The organism is Treponema sp. HNW (genome assembly GCF_050320395.1).
Taxonomy (GTDB): Bacteria; Spirochaetota; Spirochaetia; order Treponematales; family Treponemataceae; genus Treponema_C.
Window position 1 is genome coordinate 2,530,058 of sequence record NZ_CP144459.1, and the last position, 16,732, is coordinate 2,546,789.

The window sequence follows — 16,732 nt, forward strand, 5'->3', positions numbered from 1 at the left end:
TCCTTAAGAAAATCGTTAACATGCTTGATATAATTCACAGGCTCCTATTTTTCCTTACCGCCTGCTAAAATTTTCTTTTGTGCAGCTTGTATGATAATAACCAATATAAACATAAGCAATGCAATAGCACTTGCATATCCCATATTGTATTCTTTGAAAGCGGTATTATAAATTGTTAAAACAAGACTCACAGTTGACAAGCCGGGGCCTCCTCCCGTCATAGTATAAACCATATCGAAGGTTTGAAAAGACCATATTGTTCCCAGTGTAATCACTAAATATGTAATCTCCGATAATCCCGGTAAAGTAACATTAAAAAATATTTGTATTTGGCTTGCTCCGTCAACCTTCGCTGCTTCGTAAAGGCTTGAGGGTATATCAAGTATTCCCGCATAAAAAATTACAAGAAAATAACCTATATTTTTCCAAACAGTCGCCATACAAACACTTAACATACTTGAAATTTTTCCTCCAAACCAATTAACCGGCTGGAGCCCGCATAAGCGGATCAACTCATTTACAGGCCCGTATAAAGAAAGCAATAAAGACCAAAGGGTCCCGACTAATACTGTCGATGCAATAACGGGAACAAATAATGCACTGCGTATAAAATCGCCGTACCGCTTTTTAAAACTTACGGAAATAAGCGATGCCAATACTAAGGAAATAACAGTCTGGGACGGAACAATAATAAGCGTAAATAAAATCGTATTTCTAAAGGAAGCACTTACATACGGATCTTTTAGCATACGTATATAATTATGCAAACCCACAAATTGCGGAGTTTTAAGAATATTATATGAAGTAAAACTTAAAAAAAGATTCATTAAAATCGGTATTATCGAGAAAACCATTAATAATATAAAACTTGGCAATATATATAACAATGAAAAGTACAAGTGCGGTTGAAGTGATTTTTTCCTCATCAAGCATTCCTACAATAACTGTAATATCTAAAACCAATTTTTATAAAATAAAACTTATTTTATAAAAACCGGCGAATCATTTCAGTGAGAATAAACAATTCGCCGTTTGAATCTTCTTTAATATTATTTTGATATAACGCTTTTACTGTAATCAACCGTATTTGCTATAGCTTTTTCGGGAGTAAGATCTCCGAGCATCATAAGCTGCAAATTTTTTAAAAGATTGTCCATAACTTTAAAAGCGCCTTCAGCAACCGGTAAAGTACGGAAGTATTGACTTTCATTATCAAACAGGGGTTTGAATATGGGATCGGCATTATATCCTTCATCAAAAGTAATGGAAGGAAAGGCCGATATTTCTGTATGAAAGGCGGTCATAGTATCCTTACTTGTAATAAACTTCATTAGAGATGCCGCCAATTCTTTATTTTTACTCGCATTATTCATAATAAGAGCGTCCGAGGCAACCCAAATAGCCTTTGTTTTATTTTGAAAGCTCGGCAGATAAGTCCAATTTATATTTGACTGTTTTAAGGTCGCTGCCGAATTGGCATCCATACTTGCAATAGCCACTTTTCCCTGCACAAATAAGTCTCTGACAGATTTACCGTCCAACGCAAGGCTTTCTTTAGGAAGTACATCATATTTAAATCGTAAGTCGTATAAGAAACGGGCAGCTTTAACCGCAGCATCATTATCCAACAAGGCAACCCGAGTCCCCTCATTATTATAGATTTCCCCGCCGGCCTGCCAAAGATACGGATAAAAAATATTATTTAAAGCACCGATAGCGGGATCCGCCCACTCCATTGCAATAGGCATAACATCCGGAAGATTCAATTTTTTTATATCGAGAGTACATTGAATTAACTCTTCCCATGTCCGAGGTAACTTATCCCATCCCGCTTTTTTCAGTATATCGGTATTAAAATAAGGAATACGCGGATTGCCTACAACAAAGGGAAGGGCATATTGCCCTCCTTTTATCTTTCCTTGCTTCCAATAAATAAAATTATCTTTTTCTTTTTGAGTAAAGTACGGTTCTATATCGGCCAAAGTACCCATTTCAATAAAATCATTGAACATTTCAAGATACATATACCCTACATCCGGTCCTTCACCCGAAGCAAACCCTGTAAGATATTTTTCTTCATATCCGCCCCAAGGAGTAATTTCAATTGCCAGGTTACAATTATTCTGTTCAGCCCAGGGTTTGAGGACCGCTGTCCAGAACTCCATATCCAACGAATCACCTGATGCAAAGGGCGGGAGCCACAATAAAAGCGTTTCTTTTTTTTCGTTTTGTTTTTTTACATCACGTTCGGAAGTTCCCGCTGCAAATACAGCCGCCGCAACGGTAACGCACAACAAAACAGCCAATAGATTCTTTTTCATTATACACTCCTATTCAGTGAATTTAAGATATTCCGATATCTTGATTAAAAATTTTAAGCTGTTTTTTTTGATTTGTAAATTAACATTTTTTTAAGACTCGGCTTTTTATAGAGAAAGTTAAAAAAATGTTAATCATTAAAAAGCATACCGGCGGCGGCCTTATATAAGAGAATGTACATCGCCGTCCGTATAAAAATCGGCAATATAGCGCTCAATATCGGAACGTTCCCCGCGGAAAGGCCCCTTTGTTTCCATTTTAAGCGATACGAGGGCCGTTGCAAACAAGAGGGATTCGGGAATTCCGGCCGTATTACGCGATGCAATATAAGATGCAAAGGTTGTATCTCCGCGCCCGGTACGGCCGTCCAAGGAGCGCGCTTTTATCGGGCAGCTGTAAAACACATCCTTTGTACGCACGATAACTTCCGTATTATGAGTAATAAGCACTTCGGGCGCACCCCATTCGCAAAGGAGTGCCGCGGCTTCATGCGTATTCGAGCAGCCGGTAAGAATTTCGGCTTCTTTTGCATCGGCCTTAAAATAATCGATATACGATATATAATCGCGCTTATGTTTCCAATCGTCATAGTCCATCGAACCGCTTGACGAAGGACGTCTAAGCAAACACTGGGCGTCTACGGCAATTTTTCCGCGTCCGTGAATCGCTTTAAAAAGCGCATCGTCAAAGTCACCCGTCGTTAAACCGGCAAAATGATAAATCAGGGCGGGAACCTTTAAAATATCGCACAGATAAAAAGGGGCGGATTCACTGATTAAATCACAGCTTCTTTGTTCTTTATCAGCCGTAAAATAGGTATTGCGTATAGAGGTAGTATCGGCACTGTATAGATGATAGACATCCATAGGGGCCTTATCCAGTTCTGCCAGTACATCCGCATCCGTGTCGTTGCACTTGGTACATACGGCCGTTTTAAAACCTGCACCGGAGGCGGCATAGCCGGACTGAATAATCGCACCGCCGAGCAGACGGTCTTCATGTCCCAAATGATCAATCATAATATCTTTGGACACCGGTCCGATACATACAATGTCGTACGTAACCGTATTTTGTTTTGTTATACCTGCCGTATATTCAAGGGCCTTTGCTACACGGTTTGTTGTAATACCATCAACGGCATAATCAATCATATTCTTCATATCTACATCGTTGTCCGGTGTCCACACAAATACCTGCAAGCCCTGCTTGTGACAGGCAAAGACAAAATCCTTTGTAACTTCTTCAAAAGACAGATTGAGCGCTTTGATACCGGGCAGATCATGCTTGAGTTCACTTAAAAATGAGGAGGCTTCATCTTTTTTTTCGGATACGGATATATTGTATAAAACCCGGTCTTTTGCCCTTTTAAGAGAACGGAAGGTTTCCGGAGAAATACAGCCGCTGAAAAAAGAGCGGTGCATAAAATTCTTTTGTTCCAAAAATTCGATAAGAGAAGGTAAAACATCTTCTTTTAAATCGAAATTGATGCAAGCCGAAGGAACGGCTTCAAACTGTTCCAGTGCCTGTTCCAAAAAGAAAAAAGAGGTATCGGGAGAAGGCATATCATGCGAAAGATAAAACCCCTGCTCATTTTTCCGTATATCTATTTCTACAATATCGCAGCCCGAATTAAGAGCTTTTTCAATATAATCCTGCGAATTCGGCACGGTATTTTCACAGCCGCTATGGGCGGTCACTATACATAATTTCTTAGACACAATTAAACTCCTTTGCACAAATAAAAAAAGCAAACTCTAAATAAGCTTGTCTATAATTCACAAAAAACATCTATTACGGAATAACGAACGACAAACATATTTCTAACTATACCACGAGAATTCTCATCTGTCAAATATTTTAAATACTTTTTCAAGATTTACCCATATTTTGAGTAAATCTATAAATACTTATGATTTTTCTTGCAAAATTTCCGAATATGCTCTATCATATTCTTATAGGAGTGTCGGGAAAAAGCCTTACCGTTTGTACGGTTTTTTCCCACCCAAGTTTGCCTCCTGTAAAGCGTTTGTACAGGCAAACTTGTATATTATTTGCACGTCCTCGCTCCGCTGCGAACGTGCCTAAAAAGTCAATCGAAAGTTGATACTTTCTCTTGACTTTTTATAGGAGTGTGCTATGTTTAATAAAGACTCGGTTTTTTTGGGTATTGCCCCGATCGGCTGGTGTAACGACGATATGCCCGAATTGGGCAAAGAAAACACCTTTGAACAGACAATCAGCGAAATGGCCTTGGCGGGCTTTACCGGCTGTGAAATAGGAAATAAATATCCGTCCGACCCGGCAGTATTAAAAGAAGCGCTGGACTTACGCGGCATGCGCATAGCCAGCCGCTGGTTCAGCTCTTTTTTAATTACCAAACCGCTGAATGAAAATATCGAATCCTTTAAAAAAGAATTGGATTTTTTAAGTGCGGTAAAGGCAAACCGTATCAATGTAAGCGAGCAAAGCTACAGCATTCAGGGAAAAACCGATGTACCCGTTTTGGAAAAAGAAAAATATGTTATGAACGAAAGCGAATGGAAAACGTTCACAACGGGTTTGAATGAGTTGGGAAAAATTGCCGCGGACAAAGGCTTTAAACTGTGCTTTCATCACCACATGGGAACGGTTGTACAAAGTCTTGCCGAAACGGAACGTATGATGGAAGAAACGGAGCCTACATACGTGCATCTGTGCTACGACACGGGACACTTTACCTTCGCCGGAGAAGATCCCGCAGCGATCCTTAAAAAATATGTAAAGCGGGTCGGTCACGTACACTTAAAGGACGTAAGAGCGGATGTATTAAAACAGGTAAAAGAAAATAAATGGAGCTTTTTAACGGCGGTTAAAAACGGTGCCTTTACCGTTCCCGGCGACGGCTGTATAGACTTTGATACGGTATTTAAACTGCTTGCCGACAACGCATACACCGGCTGGCTTTTGGTGGAAGCCGAACAGGATCCGGCAAAGGCGAATCCGTTTAAATACGCAAAAATGGCGCGTGAGTTTATACAAGAACACGCAAAAATATAGTTTAAACGGGGATGTCGTAAAGCAGGATACCCTTTTAGACATCCCCCTTTAACTCCTGTTTGCCCTAAGGCAAACAGGAACACCTTCAGCTTACCGGCACCCGTGCCGGAAAAATTTGCTTGGCCGGCAGCCTGCAGCGGCAAAATCGCTTTGCAGGCCGTCATTTTCCGGCTAATCCTTTTCCCAGGCCTTTTCTTTCAAATTAGTATAAATGTACACGCCCGCCGAAACCGAACAAAGCAAGAACATAATAACCGAAAGGGCGGCGGCTCTCTCATAGCGAAGATATTTGTTAAACTGATCGAAAAGCGAAATACCGAGCATTTTCGGGAAGTTACCGCCCATTAAGTAAGGAGTCGTAAAGGCGCCGACATTGGACATAAAAACGAAAGTTCCGGCAACGACAATATCTTTGAGCGACAAGGGTAAAATCATCGAAAAAAATACACGCACCCTGCCCGCACCCACATCACGGGCGCTTTCGATTATGGAATCGGGAACGGCACTTAAACCGGCGGTAATCATAAGGGCGGCAAAGGGAATGTTAAACCACAGGTTCATCAAAATCATACCGCCTGCATGGTACATAAGCCCCAGTTTTACATCGGCGCCGAAAAGGTTTGAAATGCGGTTTATAAGCCCCGAATCGCGGATAATCGTAATCATTGCGTAGACAGCTACAAGACCGGGAATAAAACGAGGCAGCAAATACAAGCTTCCGATAGCCCGCGAAAAAGGCGAATCGACAAAGCGCAAAAAAAGCGCCAAAAGATAGGCAACGAATAAGGCAATTACAACCGTCATCACTACCACAAAGAGGGTATAACCCAAATTCGTCAATTCTCTTTTAGTTGTAAAAAAGAAAAGATAATTATCAAAGGTAAAGCCGCCGGTTTTCGGGTCCGTAAAACTTTTTTTCAGCGCAGCCAAAATCGGAATCGCAACAACGGCCATAACCGTTAAAAAGGCGGGCATTACCAAAGCATAGGCGGTTAAGCGTTGTTTTATTGTTTTATCAATCATAATCTTCCGCCTTAAAATTCATGATATTGATTTAAGCCCAAATGAACCTGCCGGCCGGGAACGAGATTCTTTGCCTGTTCTCTTGTTGCAAAACAGCGCACAATCGAAGGGCCGCACTGTATCGTAACTTCTTCATAATGCCCGAGAACCATAACGGTACGGATAGTACCGGTAAAATCGGAAGCCGTATCGCTTATCGTAATATCTTCAGGACGGGCGGCGATGATTTTTCCGTTGTGATTCAAAAAGTTCATATCCCCGATAAATGAAGCGACATAACGCGATGCCGGTTTATCATAAATTTCGGTCGGAGTGCCGATTTGCTCAAACACACCCTTGTTCATTACAACAATGCGATGAGAAATCGCCATCGCTTCTTCCTGATCGTGGGTAACGAAAACTACCGTGATACCCAATTCCGATTGAATTTTTTTCAATTCTTCACGCATTTGCTGACGAATTTTTGCGTCAAGGGCGGAAAACGGTTCATCAAGCAAAAGCACTTCGGGTTTAAGCATTAAAGAACGGGCAATCGCAATGCGCTGCTGCTGTCCGCCCGAAAGCTGCCCCGGGTATTTTTTTTCACAGCCGCTCATCGATACGAGCTCCAAGTATTTTTCAACTTCGGTTTTTATTACGGCTTTGGGCGTTTTTCTAAGCTTAAGACCGAAAGCAAGATTTTCATAAATTGTCATATGCGTCCATAAGTTATAACTTTGAAAAACCATTGCGGTCGGCCGCTTTTCGGGCGGTAAATGTACAACGGACTTATCATCGATTAAAATATCGCCCGAAGTTACGTCCAAAAAACCGCCGACAGTACGTAAAATCGTACTTTTACCGCAGCCGGACGGACCGAGCATAGTTACAATTTCACCTTCATAAATACGTAAATTGATATTTTGTACCCCGTCGCCGTTTTTATACAACTTTGTCATATCGCGTATTTCAAGTTTTACGGGACGGGTATCCTTAAGTTCGTTCATTACAGTTTCCTCGCATTTTTTATTTCATTTTAAAACCGCCTGCAATAGCGGCAGGACCTATGTACTTTCTCATTGCCAATATCAGCACTAAAGAAGGTACAATCAGTATAAGGGCAAATACTGCACCGGCTTGTCCCGGATAATCGAGAATAATACCGTACATTTCGACGGGCATGGTTTTTATACGTCCGAGTCCGACAAGCATAGTACCCTGCGCTTCTTCCATTGAACCTAAAAAGGTATACAGGGTTGCAACGGCAATACCGGGCATAGCCATAGGCAGGGTAACGGAAAAAAAAGTGCGCAGCGGGCCTGCTCCGGCATCGCGGGCGGCTTCTTCCTGCTGGCGGTGTACGGAGCGGAAAGCACTCGCGGGAAGCCACACCATAAACATCATAGAATTTATCATATGGATAATAACAACGCCCGGCAGTGTCCCCATAAGATTGTATTTATAAAACAAAATACCTATAGAAGTATAAATTCCCAATTTCGGGAAAGCATTCGTCAATAAAAACGAAAGCATAAAAATTTTTCTGCCCGGAAATTTAAAACGGGCCAGGGCATAGGCTGCAGGTATACATAAGCACATCGAACACAGCGTTGTAATGGCGGCAACCGAAAAAGACTGGATAATGGAAGACACCAAGCTTTGCTGTTTAAAAATAAATTTCCACCATTTTATACCCCACTCCTGCGGCAAAACGGCGGGAACCGTATAGGTATCGGCAAAAGCAAGCATAATCATATTCAAAAGAGGGCCGTAAAAAAATAAAATAAACACGGCAAATACAATAAATTCAAAAAAACGTTTTTGCCCGACGGCAAAATAAAAACGTTTAGGATTTAAATATTTAAACATAAAATCTCCGTTAATAAATCATTATGATACGAGCGGTATACATACACTGCGCATACCGCTCGAAAAGTTAAAACAGCTGTGTACTGTTCCGGCGATTAAGGAAGGGTACTGATTTCGGTATCCCAACGCTCGTTAAAAGAAGTCGAAAGTTTTCCGATGGACATAACGCGGAATTTACTGACATCCAAGTCACGCAAATCTTCGTAACCGGTCAAATCCATCTTCGTGGTATCGACAAGGGGAATTGCAGCCATTTTGCGGACAAGCATCGTTTGAGCCTGTTGACTTAACATATAGTTAATAAATGCAAAAGCTCCGTCTTTATTGGACCCGAAGGAGGGAACAATCAATCCCTGAACGGAACCGGTAAACGAGGGCTGAATCGTCGTCATCTTAATATATTCCGGTACGGTTCCCGCAGCACGCTGCGAAAGGAGCATATCCGCCCACGTCGGACACATATCGATTTCGCCGTTTGAAAGCAAGTCAAGGGTTCCCTGGTTTTTATTGGGATACACAACGGAACCGCCGGATTTATACATATAGGGATGAATTTTTGCCAAATAGGCAAACCCGGCATCCCATTCTTTCATCCATTTTTCATCGTCGCTCATAATCGCCGATACATCGCCGATAAAGTTATAAACGGCAGTACGGACAAAAGAGTCCCCGGAGCCGCCGGTACCCGGAGTGTTATATACAAAACGTCCGGGATTATCCATAATCCATTTGGTCAATTCATCGGTTGTTTTGGGCGGCGAAGATATCTTTTTTGAATTATATGCCAAAACAACGGTTGTTCCGCGGTAGGGCTGTGAATAATCTTTTGCAACCGTAGGTTTGGCGGAAACGGCGGCAGCATTCGGAATCTTGGCGGAATCAAGCTTAACAAAGGCTTCTTCACCGATAAGCGAAACAATTCTGGATAAATCGTCTCCGCCGAAATCTATTATATCATAGTCGGTATTTGTCTGCTTTGCCTTATAAGCTGCAGCAACCATATCCACCAGCGTTTGGGTACCCGTACCGGTGAGCATAAAGTTCAGTTTTATCTCATACTTTCCGGCATATTCGGAATTGGTGTTAAAATCGGCTGTCAGGGATTCAAAAATTTGACGGACATTGTCGGAACCGGTTGCCCACAGATTGATTACTTTGTTATCCTTTGTTTCCGCCTTTTTTGCGCAAGCCGTAAACAAAAGCGCCGCAACAATACACGCGGTTAAAACCGCATTCATCCGATTTTTTTTCATGTTTTGCACTCCTTTGTGTGAAAAAAAATATGAATTCAACTCAAATATTCTAACACGGGAATTCCAAACACGCAAGAAAAAAAACAAATTTACTATCAAAAAACAGTATTATTTTACAAAAAAGTTGTCAAAAGATACTCATCTCTCCTTTTTCGAATCTTTTTGAATAAAGATAATCAACACAATTAAAAGCAGAGTTAAACAACCGATATAACCGAGCGTGATAAAATCCGTATACGTGCGGAATACCGAAACGGCTATACCGGCAATAATCGTACAGAGCCCCAAAACAAAGATAAAACGGGAACTTATAAGAGTTAAGCGGCGCATGGGAAGAGGCATATTTGCAGTCAGTTTTTTGCGGCGCGTATAAAAAGAGGCGGCAATACAAAAAAGACCGGCCGCAAAAAACAGTATGGAAAAAACAAGGGCTTTCATAGACTGCGAGCCGTCCTTATACCTTGAATTTCTTTACTTCGCTGACAAGATTATTGATACTTTCTTTGTTTTTTTGCGTAATTTCGCGCACTTCATGTACGGCCCTGTTAATCTGGGTTGAGCCTGCAGCCATTTCATTCATACTGTTTGTAATAATCCGCGTAAGACCGTCAAGTTTATCCGTTTCGCGGGCGGCGTTTTGACCGCCGGTCATCATTTCCGCAGAACCGTCTGAAACTTCAACCGTTACCCGATTTATATCGCGGATAGCCGCAAGCACTTCCCCGCTTGCACTGCCCTGCTCGCGCATCGCTTCGGTTAATTGATTACTCATCATTTTAACCTGTTCGGAAAGAGTAAAGATAGCCGTAAATTTTTCTTCAACGGTTTTTGCGGCGGCGGACAGCAATTCTATTTCACTACCGAGTACTTTAAGGGTTGCCGTAATGTTTTTACCCTGAGAACTCGATTCTTCGGCAAGTTTTCTGATTTCGTCGGCAACAACGGCAAAACCCTTCCCCGCTTCGCCCGCATGAGCGGCTTCAATCGCGGCGTTCATAGCCAAGAGGTTTGTTTGACTTGCAATATGCTGGATGACACTGGAGGCTTCCATCAAACTGCCCGATTCTTCGGCAATGCGCTGGGTAACGCTGCCGGCATTTGTAATCGTATCTTTTCCGTCGGATGTTGCCGTTGCAAGGGTTTTTATAACCCCGTCCGTTTTTTCCAGCGTATGTGTAATCGAAGAAATATTGGCAACCATTTCTTCTATGGCCGAAGACGACTGGGCGACACTTGCCGCCTGCATTTCGATATTTTGATTCAGCTGATTTATCGAATGCATAATTTCTTCAACGGTTGCAGCCGTTTCGCTGACACTTGAGGCTTGCGTCAAAACCTGCTGTTTTACACCGTCTATATTGGCGGTAATTTCATTTATTGCACTTGCGGTTTCGGTCATATTGCTTGCAAGTTCTTCTCCAACTCCCTGCATAATAGCCGCATTCGTACCGACACTTTTTATCGACGTTCTGATTTTTTCCATCGTTTCATTAAAATAGCGGGCAATATTGACAATTTCCGAAATACCGGAAAGAGGCAAACGCACGGTCAAATCGCCTTCCCCCTGAGCAATATTACGTAAAGCGTTTACAATATTTTCAAGAGGCTTGATAAAATAATGCAAAATTAAAAAGGCGACGGGAATACAAAAAATAACAATGCATATAATCGTTATAACCAGCGTTCTTAACACACGATAACCGATGGATTGATACTCTTTTTTTTCAATGGCGGAAATATATTTCCAGCCGAGTTCCGCATTGCGTGAATCAAAGGCGCGCAATACATAGGTAATACCGTCGGAAACACCGTAGGCATTTTTATCCGTACCGTTTTTCAGGGCACTTTCATACAAGGGCGTTGCGCTTAGGTCTTTTCCTATCAGCTCGTTTTTTGTCGGATGGGCGATAATCTTGCCGCTTTTATCGACTATAATGATATAACCGGATCTGCCGATTTTTTGCGCCTGCACAACGTCTTTTAAATATGAAAGATCAACCGAAGAAGACAAAACACCCTGCAATTCTCCGTCCGACAAAATCTTGTCCGTAATTTCAATAGACAACTCGTTTGCGGAAGAAATATACAAATCGGAAACAATTTGATTATTTTTACTCGAAGCGCAGTTTTTATACCAGCTGCGACTGCGCGCGTCGTAACCCGGAGAACGGTCCTTTACAGGACACATTAAGATTCCTCCGTCGCCCTCGTCGCAAGAGTTATATATATGATTGAAGGAAAGGCTTCAACGAATTTTTGCATTATATCATAGAGTTTTTTTTCATCGGCACCTGCCCGGCCCGGAATCATGCGTACTGTACTTTCTCCCGCCTCAGGCTTTAAATTGACATATGAAGTGATTTTCCCGTTCGCCTTTACCACATCCTCGGAGGCGGCAAGGGCTTTGTTTAAGCTTTTAATATTTTGCAGCAGGTCATCGGCATGGGCATCTATTCCTTCAACAATACGGATCATTTGTTGATTGTAATCCGCATAACCGTCTTTTAAGGCGCGCAGATAACTGAGAGTACCCACAACAAGAGCGGGAATTACGGCTAAGGCAATGACAAATAATACCGACCCGTAGCGGTATTGAGACTTTTTGTCAGTATCCTTTGCAAACTTTTCCTGATTCATTTTTACCACATCCTTCCATAAAATACGACATTAATATGGCATTAAAAAAATATGCCGTTATAACTATATCGGCAAAAAGTACCCGAAAAGATTAACGGGATTGTCTCAAAATCGATATTGCCCGCCGGTTCGTTATGCGGGTACAAGCGTTCGATAAAAAGTTCAGGACAGGGGAGAATCGGCAGTCTGCCCCCAATCTTCGACAGAGGAAACTTTTTTATATATTGGGGCGGCTTGTTCCGCTTCGGCCATTACAATGATATCCGAAAGCCGCTCGTCTATAGCTTCGGCAACACGCTCGAGGGTTAGGAGGGTCGGACTTACAAGGTCGTTTTCCAACCGATACACATAGCCCTTATTAAATCCGGTGTGATTGCACAATTCATTTTTAGATATACCTTTTTTTATGCGGATACGGCGCAGGGTTTTTCCGATATTCATAAAACGTATTCTATGAATATTAAAGAAAACCTATAACTATGCTTTTTTGCACCCCTCGCCCGTCTGTTTTGCCCCTATTTAAATAATAGGGATTTTCTCCATCCGGACGGATTACCGGGGCCGACCCAGCAGTTTAACCTGAACGAAGCGTTTAAGCTTTCGGTTATAAATCTTTTGGCACGAATAACCGCTTCCCTAACCTCAAGACCTTGGGCAAGCCCCGCGGTTATTGCGGCAGCTACGGTACAGCCTGCACCGTGCGTCCATTCGGTATCACAAAGGGGGCCTTCGATAAATTCGGCGGATTTACCGTCATAAAACAGGTCCACTGCGGATAAATCGCCGGTTAAACGGGAAAGTTTGGAACCGCCTTTTATAAAAACATGCTTTGCGCCTTTTTCGGCAATAACAGATGCGGCCTCTTCCATTTCTTCGCGTGTTTCAACCTTTCTCATATCCGACAGCCGTGCCGCTTCAAACAGGTTCGGAGTAACAATCGTACAAAGGGGCAAAAGCTTTTGTTCAAGCTCACTATTCAGTTCGGGATGCAAAGCTTGCCCCGCCCCTTTACATACCATAACCGGATCCAAAACATAGGCCATATCTTTTTGCGCGCTTATGTATTCGCGGGCAAGTTCTATCGCATAGGAGGAGCCGAGCATTCCCGTTTTTACGGCGGCAGGTCCTATACCGGTAAAAATCGTTTCAAGCTGGGCTCGCAAAACATCTTTTTCCACGGGAAAAACGGCATGAGCCCAATTATTGTGCGGATCCATCGTTGCAATCAAAGTAACGGCAGCCATACCGTAGACGCCGTATTCTTCAAAGGTTTTTAAATCCGCTTCCAATCCCGCGCCTCCCGACGCGTCGGAACCTGCAATCGTTGCTGTCTTTATCATAGTGTCCCTCTTAAAGTGTATCGGTTTTAAACAGTATCCCGTATAAGCGGCATACTCATACAGCGCGGGCCGCCTCGGCCGCGCGACAATTCGGAATCCCGAATAAGGCAGAGCTTTACACCGGCCTTATCGAGCAGTTCATTGGTTATTTCGTTGCGGCTGTAGACGACCGCTTTACCCGGTGCAAGGCACAGGGTGTTTGAGCCGTCGTTCCATTGTTCCCTGTCGGCGGCGATCCGGCTTGTGCCGCCGCAAAGCAGTAAACGTACGGCATCGGTTTGCATGCAGCGCGCCAAAAGACTCTCCAAAGAACCTTCGGCTTTTCGGATAGTTAATTCGATATTTTCCGGTGCACTGCCGCACTTTTCGGCTGCACTGCAAAGCCCCTCGGCTGAACGTTTGCAGTTTTTGCCCTCTTTTGCCCGTATCTCAAAGATTTCAAGAGAACTTAAAATGCCCGGATGCACGACAAAAAGGTCTTTATCGACCTGGGTAAATACCGTGTCCAAATGCATAAAGGCGCGTTTTGCCGGTATTGTAAAAGCGAGTACCGTATCGACGGCACAATCCTTATCGGCAAATAAACGGCGCGCCAAAACTTCAACCGCGTCGGCACAGGTACGTTCGGACACGCCGACGGCAATAACCGTATCGGTCAGGTTTGTAACATCGCCGCCTTCAATATGAAGCGGCTCACTGCGGCCGTAACAGCATCTTACGCGGTCTTTAAAATCGGGATGCGCGGAAAAAATATAGTCCGCATAAAGGGTTTCGCGCCGCCTCGTTGCCGAATACATACTGTTTATGCATAAAAGTTCTCCGATAACCACGGTCGTATCGCGGGTAAAGTAGAGGTTCGGCATGGGGTCTATAACCAGTTTATCTTCTTTTGCCCCGTAATTATCAAGAAAGCCTCTTGCAGCCTCGTTCAATTCACTCAAAGTGATGCCTTCCATTGTCTTTAAAACAAGCTCTTTTTCGCAAGGGATTTTCATCAATAAATCGAACACATACTGCCGATATTTTTGGGCATAGATGCCGGCTTCGGCGATGTACTGTTCTATAAAACGCCGTTTTATATCCTCGGATTGGGCAAGCGCTTCGGCTGCCAAATCTTCAAGATAGACAACTTCGGCACCGTTTTGCCTGAGTACGGCGGCAAACTCATCGTGCTCGCGCTGAGCCGCGGCCAAATAGGGTATATCGTCAAAGAGCAGACGCTCAAGACTTGCAGGAGTTACGTTCAACAATTCGCGGCCGGGCCGGTGCAAAAGCACCTTTTTAAGCGGATTGATTTCACTGTGTACGCGTATCACTTTTTCCCCCGCTTACATCACTTCAAGGAAGGGAACCAAAATTAAGTGCAGGGCGTTTTTAAGCACGGTTAAAACGGCACGGGTCAGGCTGAGCCGGGCGGCCGTAAGGGTTTTATCGCCGGCGCTTACAATCGGGCAGTCGTGATAAAATTTACTGAATGCTTTGGCAATATCGTATGCATAACCGGCGATTAGAGCCGAATCGAGGTTTTCGGCGGATTTTTCCAATATGCGCGGAAAAGAAGCGATAAGCTTTATTAAATCCCATTCGGCTTCATTTTTCAACAGAGCGCATGCTTTTTCAAAATCTTCCGTCCCCGTCTCATAAGCGGACTGTAAGCCTTCTTTTTCAGCCTTGGCAAGAACCGAACAAATGCGGGCGCCCATGTACTGAAGGTAGGGCCCCGTGTTTCCGTTAAACGACAGGGACTCTTTCGGATTAAAAATCATATCCTTAAGCGGCGACACTTGAAGCAAAAAATAATGAACGGCCGCCAATGCCACCTTTTCGGCCACCTCTTCGGGATTTCCGACCGCTTCTTCCCGTCCCTTTGCGGTAATTTCTTTAAGGGCTTCGTCGCGCAAATCGTTCAACAAATCGTCGGCATCGACAACGGTACCTTCGCGGCTTTTCATCTTGCCTTCGGGCAAATTGACCATACCGTAGGCTAAGTGATAGAGCTTTGTGTACCAATCGTAGCCGAGTTTTTTCATTATGTAAAAAAGAACTTTAAAGTGATAAATCTGCTCGCTTGCAACAACGTAAACGAGTTTATCGAAAGCCCATTCGGCATGCCGGTTTATTGCCAAGCCTATATCCTGCGTCATGTAAACGGTTGTGCCGTCCTTCCGCAGCAGCACTTTTTTATCCAAATTGATTTCGGCAAGGTCTACCCACACGGCGCCTTCGGCGTCTTTGTAAAAAATACCCTGCTCCAAACCGCGCAAAATTTCTTCGCGCCCCTTCAAATAGGTATCGCTTTCAAAAAACAATTTATCGAAGGAAACGCCCGTTCTTTCGTATGTTTGTTTAATACCGGCGATAGCCCAGTCGTTCATGCGCTTCCATAATTCGCGAACGGATTTTTCGCCCTTTTCCCACTGTACAAGCATTTCCTGCGCTTCGGCTTCCGCTTCGGGGTGCGCTTTGGCGTAGTCGTTGAATTCGACATAACAATCGCCGACAAAGCGGTCGCTTTTTACGCCGCAGCTTTCGGGCGTATCGTCGGCTTTTCCGGCTTGACCGGAAGCGGCATAGGAAGCAGCCGTGTGCAGTTTTTTATAGGCGAGCATGGACTTACAAATATGAACGCCGCGGTCGTTTATGATATTCGTTTTAAAAACGTCGGCCCCCTGAAAGCGCAAAATGCGGCTTATGCTTTCGCCTATAGCGTCGTTGCGCAAATGTCCCAAATGCAGGGGCTTGTTTGTGTTCGGACTGGAAAATTCAATCATCACCTTTTGCCCCGCACAGCGCGGCTTTCCCTCATCGTTTAAGGCACCGTAAGAATCTTTTTGCTCAAACACCGTTTGCAATACCGCCGCACTGACCGCAGCCTTATTCAAACGGATATTTATATAGGGACCTACGGCGATAAACTCGCCCGCTTCGGCGGCTTCTTTTTGAAAATCGGCGTTTATAATGCGAAGCACTTCCGCCGCAATTTGAGGTGGCCCCATTTTGAAATTTTTGGCAAAGCCGAACAGGGGAATACCCACATCGCCCATCTTAGGATCGGGAGGGGTTTCCAAAAGCAGGGAAGAAAGTTCAACCTTCGGCATGTCGATTGATTTTTCCGCAGCCAGTTTATTTAAAGCGGCTGCCGTAACCGAGCCGCATACACGCGCAAAATTAACCATAGATTTTTCCGTTATACAGTAAGATACATAGTAAAATACACGATTACTCTAAAGTGATATGCCCTTTTTGTCAAGGGAAGCGCCGCCGCCGTTATTACGA

15 protein-coding genes are annotated in these 16,732 nt (G+C 43.6%); 1 reads left to right on the plus strand and 14 read right to left on the minus strand.

Annotated features, from left to right (window positions below):
• Positions 1 to 44 precede the first annotated feature (44 nt).
• The 3 genes from V1L52_RS11955 to V1L52_RS11965 form a co-directional block, all read right to left on the minus strand.
• Positions 45 to 827, minus strand: coding sequence for a carbohydrate ABC transporter permease (locus V1L52_RS11955; RefSeq protein ID WP_428769977.1), 783 nt, complete (start codon positions 825 to 827; stop codon positions 45 to 47).
• 222 nt (positions 828 to 1,049) lie between these two features.
• On the minus strand, positions 1,050 to 2,321 hold the full coding sequence (locus tag V1L52_RS11960; protein WP_428769979.1) for an ABC transporter substrate-binding protein: 1,272 nt from the start codon (positions 2,319 to 2,321) through the stop codon (positions 1,050 to 1,052).
• Between the two features lie 159 nt (positions 2,322 to 2,480).
• Complete coding sequence (locus V1L52_RS11965) at positions 2,481 to 4,037, minus strand: glycerophosphodiester phosphodiesterase family protein (protein ID WP_428769981.1); 1,557 nt, start codon at positions 4,035 to 4,037, stop codon at positions 2,481 to 2,483.
• A 418-nt stretch (positions 4,038 to 4,455) separates the two neighbouring features.
• Here V1L52_RS11965 and iolE point away from each other — a divergent pair, with 418 nt between their 5' ends.
• On the plus strand, positions 4,456 to 5,355 hold the full coding sequence (gene iolE / locus V1L52_RS11970; protein WP_428769983.1) for a myo-inosose-2 dehydratase: 900 nt from the start codon (positions 4,456 to 4,458) through the stop codon (positions 5,353 to 5,355).
• 171 nt (positions 5,356 to 5,526) lie between these two features.
• Here the strand turns inward: iolE and V1L52_RS11975 are convergent, their stop codons facing one another.
• The 11 genes from V1L52_RS11975 to argS form a co-directional block, all read right to left on the minus strand.
• The gene (locus V1L52_RS11975) at positions 5,527 to 6,378 is read right to left on the minus strand and encodes an ABC transporter permease (RefSeq protein ID WP_428769985.1); all 852 of its coding nucleotides are present in this window, start codon (positions 6,376 to 6,378) and stop codon (positions 5,527 to 5,529) included.
• An 11-nt stretch (positions 6,379 to 6,389) separates the two neighbouring features.
• On the minus strand, positions 6,390 to 7,364 hold the full coding sequence (locus V1L52_RS11980; RefSeq protein WP_428769988.1) for an ABC transporter ATP-binding protein: 975 nt from the start codon (positions 7,362 to 7,364) through the stop codon (positions 6,390 to 6,392).
• A gap of 19 nt (positions 7,365 to 7,383) precedes the next feature.
• Complete coding sequence (locus V1L52_RS11985; RefSeq protein ID WP_428769990.1) at positions 7,384 to 8,226, minus strand: ABC transporter permease; 843 nt, start codon at positions 8,224 to 8,226, stop codon at positions 7,384 to 7,386.
• A gap of 95 nt (positions 8,227 to 8,321) precedes the next feature.
• Positions 8,322 to 9,479, minus strand: a complete 1,158-nt coding sequence (locus V1L52_RS11990; protein ID WP_428769992.1) for an extracellular solute-binding protein — start codon at positions 9,477 to 9,479, stop codon at positions 8,322 to 8,324.
• A gap of 138 nt (positions 9,480 to 9,617) precedes the next feature.
• Positions 9,618 to 9,917 (minus strand): hypothetical protein, encoded by a 300-nt coding sequence (locus V1L52_RS11995; RefSeq protein WP_428769994.1) that lies wholly within the window; start codon positions 9,915 to 9,917, stop codon positions 9,618 to 9,620.
• A 16-nt stretch (positions 9,918 to 9,933) separates the two neighbouring features.
• Complete coding sequence (locus V1L52_RS12000; protein ID WP_428769996.1) at positions 9,934 to 11,667, minus strand: methyl-accepting chemotaxis protein; 1,734 nt, start codon at positions 11,665 to 11,667, stop codon at positions 9,934 to 9,936.
• On the minus strand, positions 11,667 to 12,116 hold the full coding sequence (locus V1L52_RS12005; protein WP_428769998.1) for a hypothetical protein: 450 nt from the start codon (positions 12,114 to 12,116) through the stop codon (positions 11,667 to 11,669). The genes V1L52_RS12000 and V1L52_RS12005 overlap by 1 nt, the downstream gene beginning before the upstream one ends.
• A 162-nt stretch (positions 12,117 to 12,278) precedes the next feature.
• Positions 12,279 to 12,557, minus strand: coding sequence for a helix-turn-helix domain-containing protein (locus tag V1L52_RS12010; RefSeq protein WP_428770000.1), 279 nt, complete (start codon positions 12,555 to 12,557; stop codon positions 12,279 to 12,281).
• A gap of 74 nt (positions 12,558 to 12,631) precedes the next feature.
• Positions 12,632 to 13,456, minus strand: a complete 825-nt coding sequence (thiD, locus tag V1L52_RS12015) for a bifunctional hydroxymethylpyrimidine kinase/phosphomethylpyrimidine kinase (protein ID WP_428770002.1) — start codon at positions 13,454 to 13,456, stop codon at positions 12,632 to 12,634.
• 26 nt (positions 13,457 to 13,482) lie between these two features.
• Positions 13,483 to 14,772, minus strand: coding sequence for an arginine deiminase (locus V1L52_RS12020; RefSeq protein ID WP_428770004.1), 1,290 nt, complete (start codon positions 14,770 to 14,772; stop codon positions 13,483 to 13,485).
• A gap of 12 nt (positions 14,773 to 14,784) precedes the next feature.
• A complete protein-coding gene (argS, locus tag V1L52_RS12025) occupies positions 14,785 to 16,632 on the minus strand; it encodes an arginine--tRNA ligase (RefSeq protein ID WP_428770006.1) in 1,848 nt (615 codons plus the stop codon).
• Positions 16,633 to 16,732: the final 100 nt, after the last annotated feature.